Origin of the sequence: Streptomyces sp. NBC_01410 (assembly GCF_045040195.1) — a bacterium.
Taxonomy (GTDB): Bacteria; Actinomycetota; Actinomycetes; order Streptomycetales; family Streptomycetaceae; genus Streptomyces.
Genome location: NZ_CP109530.1, coordinates 3313834 through 3334685, shown reverse-complemented (window position 1 = coordinate 3334685; position 20852 = coordinate 3313834). Strand labels below are relative to the sequence as shown.

Below are 20852 nucleotides of genomic sequence, written 5' to 3'. Positions count from 1 at the left end.
GTACAGATGTGGTCGGGAAGAGGTCGGGAAAGTGAGCCGATCATAGAGCCACGCGCCTGGGCCGTTCCAGCGACGAGGCCCGCGAGCAGTCCCCTCCACGCCTTCGGCCGATCCTTTCTGCACAGGTCCTGGCCGGGCCCGATCCCGTTCTGACCGAATGTGACGTTCTGTGAGCCATCGGAGTGTCGCCGGGTCTCGGGTCGGTGTCGAGCCGGTGTCGGGTCGGTCACCCGGGTGGGGCAGCGGAACAGGGCGTACCACCGCAAACAAGCACAAGGTGGTTGAGGTGTCGCGCATTCCGTAGCCGGAGGTCCACGTGGAGGGTCAGCAGTCATCCGAGGGAACACCCGAGGGAGTGGAACGCGTACGTCTGCGCAGTGCCGCCGCCGCGCTCACCTCCCTCATGGCGCTCGCCGCCACATCCCTGGTCGCGGGCCCCGCGGTGGCATCCACCACGTCGGGCCCCTGCGCCCTTCCCCGCACCGCGGCGCACCACTCCCTGGGCGTGGACACCTGGAACGCCGCGTATCCGCGCCCGGCCCGGACCCTGAACGCGGTCGTGATCTTCGTGTCGTTCCCGGACCATGTGCCGGTGAACGCGCCGGAAGAGCTCGCCGCCGACCACTTCCCGGCCACCAGCACGTTCTTCACGCGCGCCTCCTACGGCAGGTTCTCGCTGCGGGCCGATCCGCAGCACCAGTGGGTGACGATGCCGAAGGCCTCGACGGAGTACGGGATACGACGGGACTGGCGGTCCGAGCAGCGCAGCGCCTATCTGGGCGACGCGCTCGACGCCGCCGACGCGGACGTGGACTTCTCGCGCTACGACATCGTCTATCTGGTCGCCGACCCGGACGCGCCCGGCGTGGACTCCGACGCGACGAAGGTCGTCAACCTCGACCAGCCGCTGCACGCCGACGGCACCGACATCGGCCGAGTCGTCACCGTCTTCGAACACCATCCGCCCGACCGCAATGTGCTGGCCCACGAGACCGGGCACGTCTTCGATCTGCCGGATCTCTACCACCGGCCGGTGGACGGACAGGGTGACTGGGACACGTATGTCGGCGACTGGGATGTGATGGGCAGCCAGTTCGGGCTGTCGCCGGACCTCTTCGGCTGGCACAAGTGGAAGCTTGGCTGGCTGGACCGGCAGGCCGTGCGGTGCGTCACCAGGGCTGGGCTGATCACGCTGGAGCCGATCTCCGCCGCGCCCGCGCCCGGTGCGAGCCTCGGCACCCGGCTCGCGGTCGTACGGACCGGCGAGGACACGGCGCTCGCGGTCGAGGCGCGCAGCGCGACGGGCAATGACGAGACGACCTGCACGGAGGGCGTGCTGATCTACCGCGTCCAGTCCGACGCGGACTCGGGCGGCGGCCCGGTCGAGGTTGTCGACACCCATCCGGAGACGGAGGCGTGCTGGGACGAGTCGGTGTACCCGCCGCTCGCGGACGCGCCGCTGGGGGTCGGTGAGACGTTCACGATGCCGGGGGCGCCGGGGGAGCGGACGCGGGTGGAGGTGGCGGACCGCACGCGCGCCGGCGCGTGGACGGTCCGGATCTCGACGGTCTAGGCCCTGGCCGGCCGATCTTGCCGGGCTCGCGTGCCCTGGCACGGCACCTCTCCCCCGTAGCCCTTCGGGCACGGGAGGTACCCCCACCGTTGTCGTAGTCGCCTACGCTCCGCGTGGGCTCGCCCCCTGCCTTCGGCGGGGGGACCCCCATCCTCCGCCTTGCGATGCACCACGCCAGACCCCGCTCCCTGATCCGGCCTGATCGACCGGACAGGACCTAGCCGCGGGGCCCCGCGACTCCGGCGGCTTCCCGGGCGCACGAAAAAGCCCCCCGCTTCCGCGAGGGGCTCTTTCCGTCTGTGCGCCGCCAGGGACTCGAACCCCGGACCCGCTGATTAAGAGTCAGCTGCTCTAACCAACTGAGCTAGCGGCGCCTGCTGACGTCGTAGACCTTAGCATCCTGATCGGCGGGAGGAAAAATCGATACTCGGACGCTCGGCGAGGAGGCCGCGCGGGCCGCGCGCACGCATGCCCAGAGCACCACCTCGGGCCCCGGCAGCCAGGGGTGCCGGGTGTCGGGAGCCACGAGCCAGCGCGGTCCGGATGCCCTGTGGTCCTGGGTCAGCGGCGGTACGGTCACGGCGTCGCCGATGCCGTGGCAGAACATCGGCGGTACGGCTTCGCCCCACTCCTCCCAGTCGAGCAGGGACGGCAGCCGCTGGGCGGTGCCGGGGGCGGTGAAGAGCAGCATCCGGCCGCGGTGCATGGCGACCGGGCCGGAGCCTGGCCCCTCCTCCCACAGCCGGTCGAGCATCCGGCGGCCGAAGATCGCGGGCACGTTCACGACGTCGAAGACCGAGCCGCAGGGGAGTACGGCGGGGGCGGTCGGGCGGGTCTCCCAGAGTGCGAGCATCGAGCGCGGATGGGCGCCGGCGGAGGTGAGCCAGCTGCCGCCAGGGGGTGTGACATGGGCGGAGTGGTGTCCGCCCTCCTCCCTCAGGAAGGCGAAGATGTCGGTCCGGCGCTCGTCGTCACCGGCACCGGGGTTCAGCAGGGAGTCATCTCGCAGCCATGCGCTCATAAAACAAGATCTACCCGGAGTGACCGTTCCGTTTCTGAGAGTTGCCGGAAACGGGGACAGGGCGGGGCGGGTAGGAGTATCTTGCGCACCGGCATATGCCGGGTGGGATGTTCCCGGGGCACGCCTTACTGCTGGGACCCGCCGCGCTGCAGCTCGCGGCCGAACTCGATCATCTTCTTGGCATAGTCGGGCGTCCACTCCGCCCGCTCGGCGATGTCCGCGGGGGTCAGCCGGTCGAAACGGCCGGGGTCGGCGAGCTGGGCCGCCGCGAGGGCCTGGAACTCCACCGCGCGGTCGGTGGCCGCCCGGAAGGCGAGCGTCAGCTCGGTCGCCCGGGCCAGCAGCTCCCGGGGGTCCTCGATCGACTCCAGGTCGAAGAAGTGCTCGGGGTCGGCGGCGGCCTCCGACGGCTCGAAGAGCAGCGGTGCCGGTCGCAGCTTGCGCTCGCTCCGCTCGGGTTGCGCCATGTGGTTCTCCTCCTCGCACAGGTTCGGCCCCGTCCCGGCCGCCCCCCATTGACCTTGTTCTCTGATCTGTTCCCCGGCCGCTCTCTGCCCATGGCCGTCTTCTATTGTCGCGGCCCGCGCAAGGCCGCCTACGGAGCCCAGCTCACCCGGTGTTCCGCCAGGTGAGCGAGGACCGTGTGGTTGGCCTCCCAGCCATCGGGGGCTGTATCCATTGGCCGCCTCCGGCGGCGTGCCGGACTCCGTCCGGCGTTCGGGGGCCCAAGCCGTCCGCTGCCGCGGGGCTCACGGGCGCCAGGTGACGCGGTGGTTCGACCAGTGGTCCCATGTGGACTGCATCGCCTCCCAGCCGTCCGGGAACTTGACCGTGACGCCCAGCTGGACCGGCTCCGTCGAGGGATGTTCGTCCAGGAGGTCGCTCACGCCCGCGCGACACACCACGATGCACGCGTGCCGGTGGCGCGACGCCAGCACGCACAGCCTGCCCGTCTCCAGGTGGAACGCCGTCGCGTCCGGTCGGCCCGACAGCGGGTGCAGCACGACCGTGACATCGAACTCCCGGCCCTGAAGACGGTTCGCCGTGTCCACCGTGACATCCGCGACGCCCACTTCCGCCAGCGCCGCCCGTACCGCCGCCGCCTGGTCGCGGTGGGCCGTGCCGACCGCGATCCGGTCGGCGGTCACCGGGACCGGGTCCGGGGAGCGCTCGGAGACGGCCGCGCCGCCGCGGTCCAGCAGCCGGCGGACGACCAGGGCCACGGCCCGTACCGCCTCCGGGTCCGTACGGGGCGTGTGCCGGGCGGGCAGCTCCAGCAGGCCCCAGCCCGACTCGGCCGCCTCGTCCAGCACCCGGTCGGGGCCCGAACCGTCCGACGCCACCCCGAAGGCCAGCCGCCGCTCCGACTCGCCCGTGCCGCTGCGGAAGGGCGTGTACGGATAGAACGCGTCCGAGACCAGCGGCGCGGCCGACGCCGGGAGCCGCCAGGACACCGGCAGCCGGTGCTGCGGCAGCTCCGGATTGTGGGCGAGCAGCGTGGAGACCGCGCTCGCGGACGGGTCGTACGAGAGCCCGGCCCACTGGTCCGCGCCGACGATCGAGAACGGGTCCAGCTGACCCGGGTCGCCCACGAACAGGGCACGCTCGAAGAGCCCGGCGACGGCGAGCAGCGCGTCGGAGCGCATCTGGTAGGCCTCGTCGACGATGGCGTGCCGCCAGGGCTCGACGCCCTGGACATGCGCCCACTTCGCGGCGGTCGAGATGACGATCTCCAGGCCCGCGAGGTCACCCGCCTTCGCGGACTTGCGGACGTTGTCCAGTTCGTCGAGCGCCTTGTCGTACGGGTCGGAGTCATTGCTGTGCAGCCGCCCGACCGGCAGCTCGGGCTCCTTCTCGGCGAGCCGCAGGACCAGGTCGTCCACCTGGGCGTTGGTCTGTGCGATGACCATCAACGGCCGCCCGGCAGCGGCCAGTTCACGCGCGGCGTTCACGACGAGTGTGGACTTGCCCGCGCCGGGCGGCGAGTCCACGACGATGCCGCGGTGGGCGCCGTCCAGTGTGTCGGCGAGGATCGCGCCGGTTGCCCGCGCGGCCTCGGCGGCCGGGTCGAAGGCGTGCCCACTCACAGGATGTCCTCCGCAGTCACCGGGTCCGGGCTCTCCGCGGCCGTGCCCGGGGGCCCGCCGTGCGTCCACGGGGTCTCCTCCGGGTCCGGCAGCTTCGGGCCGCCCCGCTGGTCGTGCTCGAACAGGGTCCAGGCGATCCGCTCGCCCTTGTCCGGTACGGAGCCTTCCGCGGGGTCCCTGGAACGGCCCATCCGGTCCGTGAGCCGCAGCACCAGCGTCCCGTCCGCCTCGTGGCGTACGAACTCGGCCGTCTGCGGCTTGCCGCCCAGCGAGCGGTACACCTTCGCCCGCTCGCCCAGATGCGGCCGGTCGTCCGTACGGACCGTGAGCAGCGGGCGGGGACTCGGCCGCTTCGAATCGGACCAGGCCATCACGACCTCGGTCACCTCGCCCAGGAACGCCTCGCCCGCCAGCCTGCGCCCGGCCAGCACCAGCGGGTCGTCCAGCGCCTCCTGCGCCTCCAGCTGAGCCTGGGCCGTCTCGCGGGAGGCCAGCTTCTGCGCGGCCGTCACCGCGTCGTCGCGTCGTGGCTGCGGCGGCTCGCCCGCGCGGACGCGGTCGCGGTGCGCGGTGAACGACCACCGGTCCCGGGTCCAGCGGTCGGCCGCCCGGGGCCCTTCTGGCAGCGCGCGCAGCAGCTCCAGGCTGCGACACACGGCGTGCCAGGTGGGCTTCAGCTGGGTCAGCACAAGGCGGCGGATCTCCCGCTCGGCGAGGGTGAGTTCACCGAGCCGGGCATCCGCCTCGGCGCCGTCCTCGGCCGCGCCGAGCGCCTGGCGTGCCCGGTCGTACCGCTCGACCGCAGGAGCCAGCAGTCTGTTGTCGAAGGCTGGGTCGGTGGCCGGACCGGCGGGCGGGCACAGCAGCTGGCCCCGGGCGTCCCGGGCGAGCTCCGCCCGCAGCGCCGCCTCCGCGCCCGACTCGCCATCCGGGGGGTCGATCCAGGCGAGCAGCGCTCCCAGGTGCTGGTCCTCCAGCGAGGACTGACCGGTCGCCCAGTGCCGCCCCAGCAGATCGGTCGCGGCGAGCAGCAGCGACGAGCCGGGCACCCGGGCCCGCTCGCCGTAGTGCGTCAGCCAGCGGCCGAGCAGCGGGACGCGCGGCGGCGCGGGATGGGGCGCGTCGGGGTCCTGCTCCGCGGTACGCCGAAAGCGCATCGAGCGGCCCAGGAGTCTTACGAAGTCGATGCCCGCACGGCCCGGCACGATCAACTGCGGCGCGTCCGCGCACAGTTCGACCTCGACCTTGACCCGCTTTCCGGTCTCGGGATCGCTCTCGCTGCGCTCGGCGGGCTCCACGTCGTCGGCGTACGCGTCCAGGTGCGGCAGTACGGCGTCGGCGAGCTCGGCGAGAAAGGCGAAGCGCAGATCGCGGTCGCGCGGCTGTGCCACGACCAGCAGCCGCGGCTCCTGCTCGTCGGTGCCGACCAGCGCGCCCAGAGGTGCCCCCGCCTCACCGGCCGTCGTCAGCGGTACGAGAACCAGCGGGCGCTCGGACAGATGCCGGTGGCGCACCGTCGCGAGCGCAGCGGCCCGTCCCGACTCCACGGCCTCCAGCCGGGCGAGGGTGGAGATCAGCGACATGCGGCCGCCTCCAGTGCTTCGGCCCGCAGAGCGGCGGCCCGGCGCAGGGCGGCGACCGCAGGGTCGTCCGGATCGCCCGCCGTGCCACGGGCCGCGGCCAGGACGTCGCCGATGGTCGTAAGACCGCCGAGTTCGCCGCGCACCCCGCGCCCCAGCGCCTCCACCACACCGGCGTCGCGGGCCCGGTCGCGGCAGTGGAAAGCCAGCTCGCAGGCGGCCAGGCACTCGGGGGCGTACGCGGCCGACACCGACTCGACCGCTGCCGTCAGCTCTTCGGCCGCGCGCTCCACATCGAAGGTCGTGCCCTCGGGCAGGGCCGCGGCGATGTCCTCGATCCGGGTCAGCCTGGCCAGTTGACGCCGGGTGACCGACAGCTGCTTGCGTACGTCGACGACGGACGCGGTCGGCAGATTGGAGAAGTCCTTGGGACAGACCAGCAGGACCGAATGAGCCACCCGCGCCCCGTCCGTCACCGCCGCGACCCGCTCCAGCGCCAGTACGTACACCGCGGCCTGGCGCGCGGCCGCGCCCACCTTCGCCGCGTCCGCCGAGGCGTCGATCATCGGGAAGGACTTGATCTCGACGACCGTCCACGTCCCGTCGGGGTGGACGACCACCGCGTCCGGCTCCAGATAGGCGGGGGAGCCCGCGACCTCCAGCGCCAGCATGGGGTGATCGAGCAGTGTCCAGGCCTTCGCGGCGGTCGCCTCGCGCAACGCGAGAGCCGTGCGCGCGGCCCGGCCCTCGGGTCCGGCGGCCGACAGCTCGGGCACCCGGACCTCGGCCGGGGTGTCCACACCGAGGAGCCGCGTCAGCTCCTTGCCGCCGTCGGCCTTGACCTTCGCCTCGAAGGCGTTGCCGCGCATGAAAGCGAACTGGGACTGGCCGAACGCCGCCGGGGATCCCAGCGCGGAGGCGAGCGCCGCCTTGTCCACCCCGGCACCGTCCAGCAGCGCGCGCCGCTTGCAGCCGGGGTTGGCCGCGAGGGCGGCCAGCGCGCGGGCGTCGAGCGGATGGGGCTGGGCGGCGGGACCGCGCAGCTCAGCGAGCCGCTGCCGTAGTGCTGTCGTCGGCGCCTGCGGAGGTGGTCCGCTGTCCAGGGATTCGCTCACCCGCGGAAGTCTCGCATCCGGCACTGACAATCGGGGACTGCGAGCCGGAAGGGGCGGTCGCGAGGCGGGTGCGCACACGGTCGGCGAGACGCAGCGCGGGCCTGGTCAGCAGGGCGCCGACGCCCATCACGGCGCATCCGGCGACCGCGTCGAGGAAGTAGTGGTTGGCCGTGCCCATCACGACGAGCGTGGTGAGCAGCGGGTAGGCGACACCGAGTGCCTTCATCAGCGGCGTACGCCCGTGGCGCCACAGCATCACGCCGCACCACAGCGCCCAGCCGACGTGCAGACTCGGCATCGCGGCGTACTGGTTGGTCATCGCGCCCATGCCGCGCGGGGCGCTCGCCTGGCCGCCCCACCAGCCGTACGAGCTGTACTGCGCCATTGTGTCGACGAAGCCCTGGCCCGCGTCGAGGAGCCGCGGCGGACAGGTGGGAACAAGCGTGAAGCCGACGAGGCCGAGAAGCGTGGAGAGCATCAGCCAGGTGCGGGCGGCCCTGTAGCGGGCGGGGCGACGGCGGAAGAGCCAGACCAGGATGATGGGGGTGACCAGGTAGTGCAGCGAGGCGTACGCGAAGTCGGCGGGTATGCCGAGCGCGGGGGTGTCGGTGAAGAGGCGGTTGAGCGGGTGTTCGGCGTTGAGGAGGAGTGCCTTCTCGGCCCGGAGTATCGCCATGCCGTGGTCGACCGCGGTGTTCACATCGCCGCGCGCGAGCAGCCGGCCGGCCGAGTAGGCGGCGTAGACCACGGCGAGCAGCGTGAGTTCGGTCCACCAGCGGGGCCGATGGCGGGTCGCGGGGTACGACATCCGAACGTTTCTCCAGTTTGTGTTCAGGCGGCCATCGGCCAACCGCTCAACCGTACGGCGTACGAGAAAGTGCTCGGGCGTCGGGTCCCGGCCTCTGGAGGACGCTGAGATCGTCCCGGAGGTTGCCTTGCGTTCAGGTGCGAGATGATGGGACGACACCGCTCGTGAACCGCTCGTGAACCTCAGGAGAGCCCCTCATGGCACCGCGCATCCTGCTCGCCCGGCACGGCCAGACCGAGTGGTCGCTGCTCGGCAGGCACACCGGCCGGACGGACATCCCCCTGCTCGAAGAGGGCAGGCGCGGGGCGAAACTTCTCGGTGAGCGGCTGCACCGCGCACCGTGGTCGGGCCTGGAGTCCGTCGAGGTCCGCACGAGCCCGCTGGTGCGGGCGAGCGAGACGTGCGCGCTGGCGGGGTTCGCGGAACGGGCGACCGAGTGGGACGCGCTCATGGAGTGGGACTACGGGGCGTACGAGGGCATGTCGGCGGGGGCGATCTGGGCGGACCGCCCGGACTGGTTCATCTGGCGCGACGGTGTCCCCGTGGGGTCCCCCCTGGCGAAGACAAGGGGAGAAACCCTGGCCGAACTCGGCGCCCGCGCGGACGAGGTGGTCGAGTGGGCGCGCTCGGCGGACCGCGACGTCCTGGTCTTCGCCCACGGCCACATCCTGCGCGTCCTGGGCGCGCGGTGGCTGGGCATGGACCCGTCGTTCGCGGCGAGAATCCGACTGGACCCGACGTCGCTGTCGGTACTGGGGTGGGCGTACGGGGAGCCGGCGCTGGACCGCTGGAACGACACGGGGCACATGGAGCAGTGAGGGGGCCGGGGCGATGGCTGCGGGTGCCCTGCGGGGCTGTTCCCCTACCCGCCCCTTCCCGAACTGGGGCTTCGCCCCAGACCCGTATGCGACCTTCGGCCGCATGTCCTCAAACGCCGGACGGGCTGAAATGTGCGGCCGCGCCGCACATCGCGGGGTCCGGGGCGGAGTCCCGGTCAAGGGAACGGGCGGGGTGGGCAACAAGCCCCGCGCAGCGGCCCGCCCCGCCTACACCCCCCGCCCCGCCTCCCCGACCCGGTCCAGGAACACCCCCACGTCCCCCGCCCCGCGCTGCGGCACCAGCACCCGCGCCGTCTCCGACAGCATCGACTGGATGCGCGTCGACCGGACCTCCTCCAGCAGGTCCAGCACCTGCTGCCCCGCCCGCGCCGCCTCGGCCGGTGCGCCCGCGTGGGCCAGGTTCAGGGCCAGTTCCGCCCGGTACAGCGCCAGGTTGCGGGTGAAGCGGCGGTCCTGGAGGGACGCCGCCCGGCGGGCGTGGCGGGCCGCCCGGGACCATTCGCCGAGGGCCGACCAGCACTGGGCCTGCAGTGCCTCCAGTTCCGGTTCGCCGAAGAAGGACATCCACTCGGGGTCCGCGTCCGACGCGCCCCGGTCGAAGTACCCGTGCGCCCGCACCAGGGACTTCTCGCAGGCGCCGCGGTCCCCGAGCCCCGCCCAGCCGCCCGCCTCCCGCAGTGAGAGCAGCGAGAGCAGCCGCGCCGAGGCCAGCCGGTGTGCCGCCCGCTGGCCCGCCTGGGCGGAGCGCACGGCCTCCCGGTACCGGCCCGCGTCCCGGGCCAGGAACGACGTATTGCAGAAGGCGTGCGCCTCGAGCGCCCCGTCGCCCGCCACCCGCGCGGTCGCCAGCGCCTCCGCGTAGTGCGAGCGCGCATCGTCGAAGCGGCCCGAGTCGTGCGCCAGCCAGCCCACGGAGATGGCGAGTTCGCCCGCACCGGAGTGCAGCCGGTCCGCGGTCGAGCGCCGTGTCGCCGTGCCCGCGTCGAGCAGCGCGTACGCCGCCCGCAGCGGCTGTGCGGCCTGCCGGTAGAGCCCGTCCGCGCCGTGCCGGTCGTCGAGCAGGCGGATCCGCCGTACGGCCTCCTCGACGGCGTTGACCTCCGCCTCGCCGACCCGGCGCTGGTTGGGCACTAGACCGAGTCCGAGCCCGAGGGACGCGGCCGCCACCGTGGTGGTGCCGCTCGTCATGAATGCGCGACGCAGCACGTCGCTCTCCTCGTCGATGTCGCTGTCGATGTCGCTGTCAATGTCGAAGGGGCAGCAGGGATGCGCCGGTTCGGGCCCCCGGCGTCGTGCGACCTGGCCGCCCCGCACGCGTTCCCGCGCCGTGAAGCCCAGGTCCGCCAGCGTCAGACCGGGGAACATGTGCAGGAACACCCGCTCGTACGCGTAGTTGGGACAGCGGATCTCGCCGGCCTCGACCCGCCCGATGTAGCGGGCGTCGCACGAGACCTGTTCGCCGATCTCCCGAGCGGCCTTGCGTACCGCCGCCGCGAACTCTCCCGCCGAGCGCTGCCCGCGCAGTCTGCGGAAGGCGAGATTGGGAACTGCCCGAACTGCCTGTGATCCCTGCCGTGCCTGCCCTGATGCCTGTGACGACGACGCCATGGCGGAGCCCTCTCTTGGTGCACCGTGTTCCGGCGGAGCAAGAACGTACCTGCTGTGACGGGCCGCACACACAAGGTTTGCCTACAAAAGGGATATCTCCCCCTCGATCTGCCATGAACTGCCATCCTTTGCGGCGGCGTGCCGCCGTAGCCCTTGACGCATACAAGCGTTGAACCCTCTGGAGACGCGGTACGTGTCTCCACTCGAGCGAGGAGGCGATCCCCTTGTCGGAGGTCGTGGAGACCAGCGCCCCAAGCGGTTCACGCACGACTGCGACGACAGCTCGCCACAGACCAACCCCGGACAGCAGCGCACCACCTCACGGCGCACCGGCCCACACCCCGCCGCCCGTCGAATCCACCGAATCCATCGCACCCACCGAGCCCTGCGACCTGGTGACCGTCCCCGCCCGTCAAGGGCTCGAGGCGGTCGACATCCTGCGTCGCGGTGCCACCCCGGCCGTCGGCCCCGTACTCCACGACGGCACCTGCGACACCCTCGGCTTTCTGGTGCCGCCGGGCACCGCCGACGGCTGGGACATGCCGGGCAGCGCCTGTACGCAGACCGCGGGACGCGGTCTGCGTATCCCCGAAGAGCCCCCGGTCACCGGCTCCGGCTGGCTGCTGCCGCCGGACGGCACCGACCCGGTCACCGACCCGGTGGTGCTGCGCGAGGCGCTCGGCGAGGCGGCCCGGCTGATCGAGGCCGCCGACAACTGCAGCTGAGCCGCCCCAGGGGGTGTCTTTCGGATCTTGCCGGGCTCGCGTGCCCTGGCACGGCACCTCTCCCCCGTAGCCCTTCGGGCACGGGAGGTACCCCCACCGTTGTCGTAGTCGCCTACGCTCCGCGTGGGCTCCATCCTCCGCCTTGCGATGCACCACACCAGACCCCGCTCGCTGATCCGGCCTGATCCAAAAGACACCCCCTATCGGCTCTGCGCCGATAATGGGTTGGTGGCAAGGAACAAGCGGCGCAGCCGCACGGGCGGGGCAGGCGGCCCCGAACCTGTCGTCGAGCAGGTCGACGGCGGGCTCGCCGAGCTGATACCCGACCGTGAGCGGCCCCATGGCTGGACGCTGCTCATCGACGGCGCCCCGCAGTCCCATGTCGACCTCGACGACCCGGTCCATCTCTCCTTCGAGTACCAGCGCCGCCTCGGCCATGTCATCGACCTCGCCGCCCCGCCCGGCCGCCCCCTCCAGGCCGTTCATCTCGGCGGCGGCGCCTTCACTCTCGCCCGCTACCTCGCGGCGACCCGCCCACGCTCAACCCAGCAGATCGTGGAGCTGGACGCCCTTCTGGTCCAACTGGTCCGCAGGCAGCTCCCGTTGGATCCTGGCGCGCGGATACGCGTCCGGTCCATCGACGCCCGCGCGGGGCTCGGCAAGGTCCCGGACGGCTGGGCTGACCTGGTGATCGCCGATGTCTTCAGCGGCGCCCGCACACCCGCGCATCTGACCAGTACGGAATTCCTCGGCGAGGTGCGCAGGGTCCTCGCGCCGGGCGGGTTCTACGCCGCGAACCTCGCCGACGGGCCGCCGCTGGCGCATCTGCGCGCCCAGGTCGCCACTGCCGCGGCGGTCTTCCCCGAGCTCGCGCTCGCCGCCGACCCGACCGTGCTGCGCGGGCGCCGCTTCGGCAATGCGGTGCTGCTCGCCTCGGACGTCCCGCTGCCCGTCGCGGAACTGACCCGCCGCGTGGCGACAGACCCGCACGCCGGCCGGGTGGAACACGGAAAGGCACTGGCCGACTTCACGGGCGGCGCGCCCGCGGTGACGGACGCGAGCGCGAAGCCGTCACCGGTCCCGCCGCCCGCCACCTTCCAGTAGCGCTAACGCTCGTCGAACTGCACCATCGGCGGATGGCCGTTCCAGGTGCAGAAGACCGAGCTCTCATGGCCGTCGCGGGTGAACGTCACCCGGATCCACTCCGGTTGCTTCCAGACCTGCATCTGCCAGCCCGCGTCCGGAGTCGCCGACACCAACTCGGCCCAGGTCTTGGCGATGTCGAAGACGACCCGGCCGCCGTCGACGTTGTAGCCCTTCACGTTCCCCGGCGCGGACGGCGACGAAGAGGGCGGCGAGTACGGCGGCTTGGTCCCGCTCGGCTTCCCGGCCGAAGCAGTGGCCGACGACGTGGGGCTCTTGTCCGGTGTGGCCGGTTTCGATGCGGTCGGACTCGGCGGCCGCTGCGTGCTGGAGGCCTGCGGTCTCACGCCCTGCGTGGTCGCCGCGTCCGCGCTGATGGGCAGCGCGCGCGGACGGTCGTACGCGGTACCGGACATGACGGTATGGACGCCCCACCAGGAGAGCGTGACTGCGGCTCCGGTGGACAGCGACCACGCCATGGCATGTACGAGTCCTCGATGCATCCGGGCCATACTGCACCACGCGCCCCACGTCTGTCCCGGCCAGGGTGTGACGGGGACTCCCGCAGTGACATCAGCCGCTCCCGCAGCGGGCCGGATGGCGTACGGTGCCGCCCATGGCAAGTGTGCTCGTCGTCGAGGACGACCAGTTCGTGCGCTCCGCCCTCATCCGGCACTTGACCGAGGCCTCCCACACCGTGAGGAGCGTCGGCACGGCCCTGGAGGCGCTGCGCGAGGTGGCCCATTTCCGTTTCGACGTGGTCATCCTCGACCTCGGTCTGCCGGATCTGGACGGGTCCGAGGCGCTGAAAATGCTGCGCGGCATCACCGACGTACCGGTGATCATCGCCACCGCGCGGGACGACGAGACGGAGATCGTCCGGCTGCTCAACGACGGCGCCGACGACTACCTCATCAAACCCTTCTCCGTGGAGCATCTGTCCGCGCGGATGGCCGCCGTGCTGCGCCGCTCCCGGGCCTCCGCCGGAGAGGCCCCGCCCTCGCGCGTCATCCAGGTCGGCGGGCTCTCCATCGACCCGCTTCGCCGCCAGGCCGAGTTGGACGGGGCGGCACTCGACCTGACCCGCCGCGAGTTCGACCTGCTGGCCTTTCTCGCCGGGCGGCCCGGCGTCGTCGTACCGCGCAAGGAACTGCTCGCCGAGGTGTGGCAGCAGAGTTACGGCGACGACCAGACCATCGACGTCCATCTGAGCTGGCTGCGGCGCAAGCTCGGTGAGACGGCGGCGAGGCCCCGCTATCTGCACACCCTGCGGGGCGTCGGTGTGAAGCTCGAACCTCCGAACGGACAGCGGCCGAACGGACACATGCCATGAGATGGGCGCTGGTCAAGGTCTCCCTCGCCGTCACGGTGATGGTCGTGCTCGCCTTCGCCGTCCCGCTGGGCATCGTCATCAAGGAGATGGCCAGGGACCGGGCCTTCTCCAACGCCGAGCGCCAGGCCGCCGCCATCGGCCCGACCCTGTCCATCACCGCCGACCGCGATCCGCTGGAGCGCGCCGTCCTGTCCACGCAGGCCGGTTCGGCCGGGCGGATGGCCGTGCACATACCGGCCTCCGGCGAGCCCGGCAGCAAGCCCGTGAACATCGGCACCCGCCGGGCCGCCCAGAAGGACCTGCTCACCACGCAGCGCCTCGGCCGCGCCTCCATCACCGAGGTCACCGGCGGCTCCGCGCTGCTCCAGCCCACGGCCATCAGCACCGGCCAGATCGCCGTCGTCGAGGTCTTCGTGCCCGACGGCGAGGTGTCCAACGGCGTCGACACGGCCTGGTTGGTGCTCGCCGGCGTCGGTCTGGCGCTGGTCGTCGGCTCGGTCGCGGTCGCCGACCGGCTCGGCATACGGATGGTGCAGCCCGCCCAGCGGCTCGCGGGTGCCGCGCACGACCTCGGCGAGGGCAAGCTCGGGGCGCGCGTCCCCGAGGAGGGCCCGACCGAACTGCGCTCCGCCGCGGTCGCCTTCAACTCCATGGCCGACCAGGTGGTCCAGCTGCTCGCCAACGAGCGCGAACTGGCCGCCGACCTCTCGCACCGGCTGCGTACACCGCTCACCGTGCTGCGCCTCAACGCCGCCTCGCTCGGCGAAGGACCCGCCGCCGACCAGACGAGGGCCGCCGTCGAGCAGCTGGAGCGCGAGGTCGACACGATCATCCGCACCGCCCGCGAGGCCAAGCCGCAGACCATGGCGGCCGGCCCGGGCGCGGGCTGCGACGCCGCCGAAGTCGTCCGGCAGCGGATGGACTTCTGGTCGGCGCTGGCGGAGGACGAGGGCCGCAAGGTGCGGGTCGCGGGCGTCGACCGTCCCGTACGGATCCCGGTCGCCCGCCCCGAACTGGCCGCCGCGCTCGACGCGCTGCTCGGCAATGTCTTCCGGCACACCCCCGAGGGCACGGCCTTCTCGGTCGACGTCCACAACGGCGAGGACGCGGTCATCGTGCTGGTCTCGGACGCGGGCCCGGGCATCACCGACCCCGAGGCGGCCATGGCCCGTGGCAACAGCGGGCACAGGGACGGCTCGACCGGGCTCGGCCTGGACATCGTGCGCCGGGTGGCGGAGTCCACGGGCGGGGACGTACGGATCGGCAGCTCGGTGCTCGGCGGCACGGAGGTACGGATCTGGATCGGCCTCGACCCGCGTGAAGGCGTGGGCCCGGTGCGCCGCCGCGGCCACCGCGGAACGGTCCGGCGGCGCAGGCGGACGAAGGCAACTGGTCTCTACCATTAATCGCCTCCCATGCCTTCCTTAAGGCCGCCCTAAGAAGTGCAACCCCCGCCCCGAACTGGTCATTTGTCCGTTTCCGTATCGCTAGCGTCTGCCTCACCACCCCCACCCCCGTAACGCAGAGGCAGGCACGCAATGGGCAGCAGTACGCACCGGCGCAGGGCGAGCGTCAGGACCAAGGCGGTCGGCGCCGTCGTCGCCGCCGCGGTGATCGGCGGCGCGGCATTCGCCCTCGCGGGCACCGCGCAGGCCGCGTCCGTCGGCGCCGCGTACACCAAGACCAGCTCCTGGACCGGCGGTTACACCGGCCAGTACGTCATCACCAATGACACCGACACGGCGCAGACGGACTGGACGCTCGAATTCGACCTGCCCACGGGCACCACGATCAGCTCGCTGTGGAACGGAGAGCACACGGTCAGCGGCCGGCATGTCACCGTGAAGCCCGCGAGCTGGAACAAGCGGCTCGCGCCCGGCGCCTCGGTCACCGTCGGCTTCGTCACCGCGGCGAGCACCACCGCGACCGCGGGCGACCCGACCTCCTGTCTCATCAACAAGGTCAAGTGCTCGGTGGACGACGGCGCGACCCCGCAGCCCAGCGGCCGCCCGACCGAGCAGCCCAAGCCCACGCCCACCCCGACGGCGAGCGCCACCCCCACCAAGCCCCCCACCTCGGCACCGACGCCCACGCCGACGCCCACGCCCACCGAGACGCCCGGCGGCGGCACCGGCGCGCGCTTCGCGCCGTACGTCGACACCTCGCTCTACCCGGCGTACGACCTGGTGGACACCGCGACCAAGACCGGGGTCAAGGAGTTCAACCTCGCGTTCATCACCTCCGGCGGCAGCTGCGCGCCCCTCTGGGGCGGTGTCACCGACCTCGGCAGCGACCAGGTGGCCTCCCAGATAGGCGCGCTGCGCGCCAAGGGCGGCGACGTCCGCGTCTCCTTCGGCGGTGCCGCGGGCTCCGAGCTGGGCCTGCGCTGCTCCTCCGCCGACGAGCTCGCGAAGGCGTACGGCAAGGTCATCGACGCGTACAAACTCACCAAGGTCGACTTCGACATCGAGGGCGCGGCCCTGCCGGACACCGCCGCCAACTCCCGCCGCTCGCAGGCGATCGCGCAGCTCCAGAAGTCCCACCCGGCGCTGGATGTCTCCTTCACGCTGCCCGTGATGCCCGAGGGACTGACCCAGCCCGGCGTGGATCTGATCGCCGACGCCAAGAAGAACGGCGTCAAGGTCAGCGCGGTCAACATCATGGCGATGGACTACGGGCCCGCCTACAGCGGCGACATGGGCCAGTACGCCATCCAGGCGGCGACCGCGACCCAGGCACAGATCAAGGGCGTGCTCGGTCTGTCGGACGCGGCCGCGTGGAAGGCCGTCGCCGTCACCCCGATGATCGGCGTCAACGACGTCGCGACCGAGATCTTCAAGGTCGACGACGCCACGCAGCTGGTCGAGTTCGCGAAGTCGAAGGGCATCGGCTGGCTGGCGATGTGGTCGTCGACGCGTGACAAGCAGTGCGCGGGCGGTACGAAGCCCTCCGCGGACGCGACATGCTCCTCGATCCTCCAGGAGCCGCTGGCCTTCACGAAGGCCTTCGGCGCTTTCAAGTAGGCCCTGCGAGAACATCGGCGCCCCCCACCCGCGCGCCCCGGCCGGACCACCCCCCATCCGGCCGGGGCGCGCTTTCGTGCGCCATTGAGTGATTCATCGCCCCACCCCGTACTGAACAGTGGCGAACGAGGGTCACAGGCACCGCATTCCCCACCTGGAGGCGCCCCATGGAGGATCCCCCGACCGGCGATGTCTCGCTGGTCTTCCCGCCCGACCCCTTGTGGGTCCGCGCGGCTCGCGAAACCGTACGTACGCTCCTCGGCGCGACCCGGCGGACCGAATTGATGGACACGGCGGTCCTGCTCACCTCCGAGGCGGTGACGAATGCGATCAACGCCTGCGTCCTCAAGGGGTGCACCGCCCCGGTAACCCTCTTCGCCGGCTGGACCGACGCCCACCGCCTGCGCATCCTCGTCCACGACGAGGCGCCCGGGGTTCCGGCCTGTCAGACGCCCGCGGAGGAGGACGAGAGCGGTCGCGGCATGCAGCTGATCTCGTACGGCGCCGACGCGTGGGGTGTGTGCAGCCACGGCCCGGGCAGGGGCAAGGCGACCTGGTTCGAACTGACCCACTGAGTCCGGCGGTTGATCTTCTACGGGAAGGACAATGAGTTGCGCCCACGTGGGTTGCCCTTTCTCGCGCTCATCCTCTGCGCGGGAGCCCTCGGAGCGAGTCCGCGCCCGGCCCCGGCCCCGACCCCGGACGGGTACTGGACGGCGCAGCGCATGGCCGATGCCGTACCTGTCGACTCCGCCTCAGGCACGTCCGGTGCGGGGGCGGCCGCGCCCGGCGGGATCAAGAAGGGCGATTACTTCGGCGGACTGCCGATGGTCGGCACCTTCTTCTACGACGGCAGACCGCTCGGCGGAGAGGTGACCTCCTGCACCGGCAGCGTCGTCCACAGCGCCACCAAGGATCTCGTCCTCACCGCCGGCCACTGCGCCAACGGGCTCAAGCGCTCCACACACAGCGTCTTCGTACCGCAGTACCGCCACGGAGCCCCCGCCGCCGGCCAGCCCAGCGGCATCTTCGAGGTGCGGCGGGTCTTCGTCGACCCGCGCTACGAGCAGAACACCACGAAGCCCGTCTCCGACCTGGACTTCGCCTTCGTACGCCTCGCCCCCAACAGCAGGGGCAGGGCCGAGGACGTCACCGGCTCCCTCACCCTCACCCGCGCGGCCGGCTACCGCCACAACGCCACCGTGATCGGATATCCCAGCGGCGAGGACGTCAACAAGAAGCACCAGGCGCTCCGTTGCGATGTCACCACCTCGCGCCTCACCGGCTTCCGGCAGATGCGGATGACGTGCGCCGGCTTCCACGGCGGGGTGTCCGGCGGCCCCTGGATCACGGACTACAACCCGGCGACCCGCACCGGCAAGGTCATCGGCAACACCGGCGGCTACAACGGCGGGGGCAACGACCAGAACGTCGACTGGATCACCTACTCGCCGGTGTACGCCAAGGACGCGCAGGCGCTGTACGCCGATGCGGTGGCGGACAGGAGCGACGCGGACATCAAGCGCCCTCCGTACCGGCGTTGAGGGATCCGCGTTGGGCACCGGCGTTGAGCCCCGTGTTCAGCCCCCGGCCGTGCGTCACGCCGGAGGCTCCGGCAGCACCCCCGTGCGCGCCAGCTCCCCGTACCAGTACGCACTCGACTTGGGCGTACGGGCCAGCGTCTCGTAGTCCACGTAAACCGCGCCGAAGCGCTTGCCGTATCCGTACGACCACTCGAAGTTGTCGATCAGCGACCACAGGAAGTAGCCGCGCACATCCGCGCCGTCGGCGATCGCCTGCCCGACCGCGAGGAGATGGCCGTGCAGATAGCGGATGCGGTCGGGATCGTGGACCGAACCGTCGGCGGCGGGCTTGTCGACGTACGCCGCGCCGTTCTCGGTGATCATCAGCGGCAGGCCCGGGGCCTCGCGGGTGTAGCGCAGCAGCAGGTCGTACAGCCCGGTCGGGTCGATCGACCAGCCCATCTCGGTGCGATCGCCGGGCGGCTGGTGGAAGGAGACCGCGTCCGCACCGGGCCAGGGGGAGTGCTCGCTCGCGCCGTGGCCGTCATTGCGCTCGGCGTGATTGTCAGTGGCAGCCGATACAACTGCAGGTGCGTAGTAATTCAGTCCGAGCGAGTCCAGGGGGTGCTTGATGACTGCGAGATCGTCGCCGTGGACGAAGGACCAGTCGGTGAGGCGCGCGGTGTCCGCGAAGAGATCTTCCGGATACGTGCCCTTCAGCATCGGGTCCGTGAAGATCCGGTTCGCGAGCGCGTCGATCCGGCGGCGCGCGTCCAGGTCCTGGGGGCTCTGGCTGCTCGCCCTGACCACGCTCGGATTGAGGCTGACGGAGAGCTGGGCGCCCGCGGGGAGCGCCGAGCGCAGTGCCTGGGCCGCCAGGCCGTGGCCGAGGTTGAGATGGTGGGCGGCCCGCAGGGCGGCGACCGGGTCGGTGCGGCCGGGGGCGTGCACACCGGAGCCGTATCCCAGAAAGGCGCTGCACCAGGGCTCGTTGAGGGTGGTCCACATATCCACCCGGTCGCCGAGGGCGGCGGCGACGATCCGCGCGTAGTCGGCGAAGCGGTGCGCGGTGTCCCGCTCGGGCCAGCCGCCCGCCGTCTCCAGCTCCTGGGGCAGATCCCAGTGGTAGAGGGTGAGCACGGGACGTATGCCGCGCTCGAGCAGATCGTCGACGAGGCCCCGGTAGAAGTCGAGGCCGCGCTGGACGGCGGGGCCGCGGCCGGTGGGCTGCACGCGCGGCCAGGAGACCGAGAAGCGGTAGGCGTTGACGCCGAGGTCCGCCATCAGCGCGACGTCCTCGGCTCGGCGGTGGAAGTGGTCGACGGCCGTGTCCCCGGTGTCACCGCCCTCCACCTTGCCCGGCGTATGGCTGAAGGTGTCCCAGATCGATGGCGTGCGGCCGCCTTCGCGTACCGCGCCCTCGATCTGGTAGGCGGCGGTGGCGGTGCCCCACAGGAAGGCGGGCGGGAAGGTCATGGGCGCGTCGGACATGGGTGTGCTCCCAACATGTGTGTAGGTACGGGAATGTGAGGAGGCGTCAGCCCTTGACGGCGCCCTGCATGATGCCGCCGACGATGTGTTTCCCGAACAGGACGAAGGCGATCAGCAGCGGCAGCGTGCCCAGCAGCGCGCCCGCCATGATCACGGACTGGTCGGGGATGAAGCCGCGGCCGAGCCCGGTCAGCGCGACCTGCACGGTGGGACTGCCGTTCTGGGTCAGGGCGATGATCGGCCAGAAGAAGTCGTTCCAGGCCATGACGAAGGTCAGCATCCCCAGCACGGCCATCGCGGGCCGCGCGGCGGGGAAGACGACATGCCACACCACGCGCCAACTGCTCGCGCCGTCCACGCGCGCCGCCTCGATCAGCTCGGTGGGCAGTGCCTCGATGAGGTACTGCCGCATGAAGAACACGCCGAAGGCGCTGACCAGGGTGGGCAGGATGACGGACTGCAGCTGGTCGGTCCAGGACAGCTCGGCGATCAGCATGTACAGCGGTACGACGCTGAGTTGCGGCGGCACCATCATCGTGCCGATCACCAGCACGAGCATGAGGTTCTTGAAGCGGAAGCGGAGTTTGGCGAAGGCGAAGCCGGCGAGCGTGGAGAAGACGACGGTCCCGGCTGCGATCGACCCCGCGACGATCGTGGTGTTGAGCAGGGCTGCGCCCATATTGGCGTCGGTCCAGGCGAACTGGAGGTTCTTGAAGAGGTTGCCGCCGAACCAGAAGGGCGGGGGAGTCTGCGCGAGCCGGGTGTTGTTGCGGGAGGCGGCGATGGCCGTCCACACGAGGGGGAAGAGGGACCCGATGGTGAAAATGATCAGCACGGCATAGGTGATCCGGCCGCCGTGCAGATGGCGTCCGGCGCGCTTGGCGCCGCGGCCGCCTCCGGCACCTGTGGTGCGGCCGGTGCCTCGGGTGGGTGCGGCGCGGCCCTTGGCCCGCCCGGTGCTCAGCGAAGTCGTCATGTCCGTA

Annotated in this window: 19 protein-coding genes and 1 tRNA gene; 9 read left to right on the top strand and 11 right to left on the bottom strand. The window is 71.7% G+C overall.

The annotated features are described in order from the left end of the window. Positions 1–316 precede the first annotated feature (316 nt). Positions 317–1573 (top strand): M6 family metalloprotease domain-containing protein, encoded by a 1257-nt coding sequence (locus OG741_RS15185; protein ID WP_405598035.1) that lies wholly within the window; start codon positions 317–319, stop codon positions 1571–1573. A 300-nt stretch (positions 1574–1873) separates the two neighbouring features. On the opposite strand, the gene OG741_RS15180 is transcribed toward OG741_RS15185, so the two are convergent. The 7 genes from OG741_RS15180 to OG741_RS15150 form a co-directional block, all read right to left on the bottom strand. After that, a tRNA-Lys gene (locus OG741_RS15180) sits at positions 1874–1947 on the bottom strand. Further along, positions 1938–2594: a bifunctional DNA primase/polymerase gene (locus OG741_RS15175; protein WP_405598032.1), complete on the bottom strand. Its 657-nt coding sequence runs from the start codon at positions 2592–2594 to the stop codon at positions 1938–1940. The genes OG741_RS15180 and OG741_RS15175 overlap by 10 nt, the downstream gene beginning before the upstream one ends. A gap of 125 nt (positions 2595–2719) precedes the next feature. Then, positions 2720–3061, bottom strand: coding sequence for a hypothetical protein (locus OG741_RS15170; protein ID WP_405598030.1), 342 nt, complete (start codon positions 3059–3061; stop codon positions 2720–2722). A gap of 282 nt (positions 3062–3343) precedes the next feature. Continuing rightward, positions 3344–4681, bottom strand: coding sequence for an AAA domain-containing protein (locus tag OG741_RS15165; RefSeq protein WP_405598028.1), 1338 nt, complete (start codon positions 4679–4681; stop codon positions 3344–3346). Further along, positions 4678–6264, bottom strand: coding sequence for a hypothetical protein (locus OG741_RS15160; RefSeq protein WP_405598025.1), 1587 nt, complete (start codon positions 6262–6264; stop codon positions 4678–4680). The genes OG741_RS15165 and OG741_RS15160 overlap by 4 nt, the downstream gene beginning before the upstream one ends. Further along, a complete protein-coding gene (locus tag OG741_RS15155; protein WP_405598023.1) occupies positions 6255–7376 on the bottom strand; it encodes a hypothetical protein in 1122 nt (373 codons plus the stop codon). The genes OG741_RS15160 and OG741_RS15155 overlap by 10 nt, the downstream gene beginning before the upstream one ends. Then, complete coding sequence (locus OG741_RS15150; RefSeq protein WP_405598020.1) at positions 7306–8184, bottom strand: phosphatase PAP2 family protein; 879 nt, start codon at positions 8182–8184, stop codon at positions 7306–7308. Before OG741_RS15150 ends, OG741_RS15155 begins: the two co-directional genes overlap by 71 nt. A gap of 197 nt (positions 8185–8381) precedes the next feature. On the opposite strand from OG741_RS15150, the gene OG741_RS15145 reads away from it, so the two are divergent. Then, positions 8382–9002: a histidine phosphatase family protein gene (locus OG741_RS15145; RefSeq protein ID WP_405598018.1), complete on the top strand. Its 621-nt coding sequence runs from the start codon at positions 8382–8384 to the stop codon at positions 9000–9002. A gap of 228 nt (positions 9003–9230) precedes the next feature. Here the strand turns inward: OG741_RS15145 and OG741_RS15140 are convergent, their stop codons facing one another. Next, entirely contained in the window at positions 9231–10631 is a 1401-nt protein-coding gene (locus OG741_RS15140) for a tetratricopeptide repeat protein (RefSeq protein WP_405598016.1), read from the bottom strand. A 224-nt stretch (positions 10632–10855) separates the two neighbouring features. Here OG741_RS15140 and OG741_RS15135 point away from each other — a divergent pair, with 224 nt between their 5' ends. After that, positions 10856–11356: a hypothetical protein gene (locus tag OG741_RS15135; RefSeq protein WP_405598014.1), complete on the top strand. Its 501-nt coding sequence runs from the start codon at positions 10856–10858 to the stop codon at positions 11354–11356. Between the two features lie 228 nt (positions 11357–11584). Next, positions 11585–12460: a spermidine synthase gene (locus tag OG741_RS15130; protein ID WP_405598012.1), complete on the top strand. Its 876-nt coding sequence runs from the start codon at positions 11585–11587 to the stop codon at positions 12458–12460. A 2-nt stretch (positions 12461–12462) separates the two neighbouring features. On the opposite strand, the gene OG741_RS15125 is transcribed toward OG741_RS15130, so the two are convergent. After that, positions 12463–13002, bottom strand: coding sequence for a hypothetical protein (locus tag OG741_RS15125; protein WP_405598011.1), 540 nt, complete (start codon positions 13000–13002; stop codon positions 12463–12465). A 113-nt stretch (positions 13003–13115) separates the two neighbouring features. On the opposite strand from OG741_RS15125, the gene OG741_RS15120 reads away from it, so the two are divergent. The 5 genes from OG741_RS15120 to OG741_RS15100 all read left to right on the top strand — a co-directional run bounded on the left by OG741_RS15120 (position 13116) and on the right by OG741_RS15100 (position 18399). Then, positions 13116–13832 (top strand): response regulator transcription factor, encoded by a 717-nt coding sequence (locus OG741_RS15120; RefSeq protein WP_405598009.1) that lies wholly within the window; start codon positions 13116–13118, stop codon positions 13830–13832. Then, complete coding sequence (locus OG741_RS15115; RefSeq protein WP_405598007.1) at positions 13829–15238, top strand: sensor histidine kinase; 1410 nt, start codon at positions 13829–13831, stop codon at positions 15236–15238. Before OG741_RS15120 ends, OG741_RS15115 begins: the two co-directional genes overlap by 4 nt. Before the next feature lie 132 nt (positions 15239–15370). Further along, positions 15371–16855 carry a cellulose binding domain-containing protein gene (locus OG741_RS15110; protein WP_405598005.1) on the top strand — a complete coding sequence of 495 codons (1485 nt, stop codon included), beginning with the start codon at positions 15371–15373 and terminating at the stop codon, positions 16853–16855. A 167-nt stretch (positions 16856–17022) separates the two neighbouring features. Then, positions 17023–17430, top strand: a complete 408-nt coding sequence (locus OG741_RS15105) for an ATP-binding protein (RefSeq protein WP_266476145.1) — start codon at positions 17023–17025, stop codon at positions 17428–17430. Between the two features lie 150 nt (positions 17431–17580). Then, positions 17581–18399 (top strand): trypsin-like serine peptidase, encoded by an 819-nt coding sequence (locus OG741_RS15100; protein WP_405598001.1) that lies wholly within the window; start codon positions 17581–17583, stop codon positions 18397–18399. Positions 18400–18453: 54 nt separating this feature from the next. Here the strand turns inward: OG741_RS15100 and OG741_RS15095 are convergent, their stop codons facing one another. Beyond that, positions 18454–19869, bottom strand: a complete 1416-nt coding sequence (locus tag OG741_RS15095) for a GH1 family beta-glucosidase (RefSeq protein ID WP_405597999.1) — start codon at positions 19867–19869, stop codon at positions 18454–18456. A 46-nt stretch (positions 19870–19915) separates the two neighbouring features. Beyond that, the gene (locus tag OG741_RS15090; protein WP_405597997.1) at positions 19916–20845 is read right to left on the bottom strand and encodes a carbohydrate ABC transporter permease; all 930 of its coding nucleotides are present in this window, start codon (positions 20843–20845) and stop codon (positions 19916–19918) included. Between the last annotated feature and the right edge of the window lie 7 nt (positions 20846–20852).

What these genes read in the sequence shown, in the direction of transcription:
- OG741_RS15175 (WP_405598032.1), bottom strand. Translation starts at nt 2,594, where the DNA reads ATGAGCGCATGGCTGCGAGATGACTCCCTGCTGAACCCCGGTGCCGGT.
- OG741_RS15170 (WP_405598030.1), bottom strand. Translation starts at nt 3,061, where the DNA reads ATGGCGCAACCCGAGCGGAGCGAGCGCAAGCTGCGACCGGCACCGCTG.
- OG741_RS15160 (WP_405598025.1), bottom strand. Translation starts at nt 6,264, where the DNA reads ATGTCGCTGATCTCCACCCTCGCCCGGCTGGAGGCCGTGGAGTCGGGA.
- OG741_RS15150 (WP_405598020.1), bottom strand. Translation starts at nt 8,184, where the DNA reads ATGTCGTACCCCGCGACCCGCCATCGGCCCCGCTGGTGGACCGAACTC.
- OG741_RS15145 (WP_405598018.1), top strand. Translation starts at nt 8,382, where the DNA reads ATGGCACCGCGCATCCTGCTCGCCCGGCACGGCCAGACCGAGTGGTCG.
- OG741_RS15140 (WP_405598016.1), bottom strand. Translation starts at nt 10,631, where the DNA reads ATGGCGTCGTCGTCACAGGCATCAGGGCAGGCACGGCAGGGATCACAG.
- OG741_RS15125 (WP_405598011.1), bottom strand. Translation starts at nt 13,002, where the DNA reads ATGCATCGAGGACTCGTACATGCCATGGCGTGGTCGCTGTCCACCGGA.
- OG741_RS15120 (WP_405598009.1), top strand. Translation starts at nt 13,116, where the DNA reads ATGGCAAGTGTGCTCGTCGTCGAGGACGACCAGTTCGTGCGCTCCGCC.
- OG741_RS15115 (WP_405598007.1), top strand. Translation starts at nt 13,829, where the DNA reads ATGAGATGGGCGCTGGTCAAGGTCTCCCTCGCCGTCACGGTGATGGTC.
- OG741_RS15110 (WP_405598005.1), top strand. Translation starts at nt 15,371, where the DNA reads ATGGGCAGCAGTACGCACCGGCGCAGGGCGAGCGTCAGGACCAAGGCG.
- OG741_RS15105 (WP_266476145.1), top strand. Translation starts at nt 17,023, where the DNA reads ATGGAGGATCCCCCGACCGGCGATGTCTCGCTGGTCTTCCCGCCCGAC.
- OG741_RS15100 (WP_405598001.1), top strand. Translation starts at nt 17,581, where the DNA reads ATGGCCGATGCCGTACCTGTCGACTCCGCCTCAGGCACGTCCGGTGCG.
- OG741_RS15095 (WP_405597999.1), bottom strand. Translation starts at nt 19,869, where the DNA reads ATGTCCGACGCGCCCATGACCTTCCCGCCCGCCTTCCTGTGGGGCACC.
- OG741_RS15090 (WP_405597997.1), bottom strand. Translation starts at nt 20,845, where the DNA reads ATGACGACTTCGCTGAGCACCGGGCGGGCCAAGGGCCGCGCCGCACCC.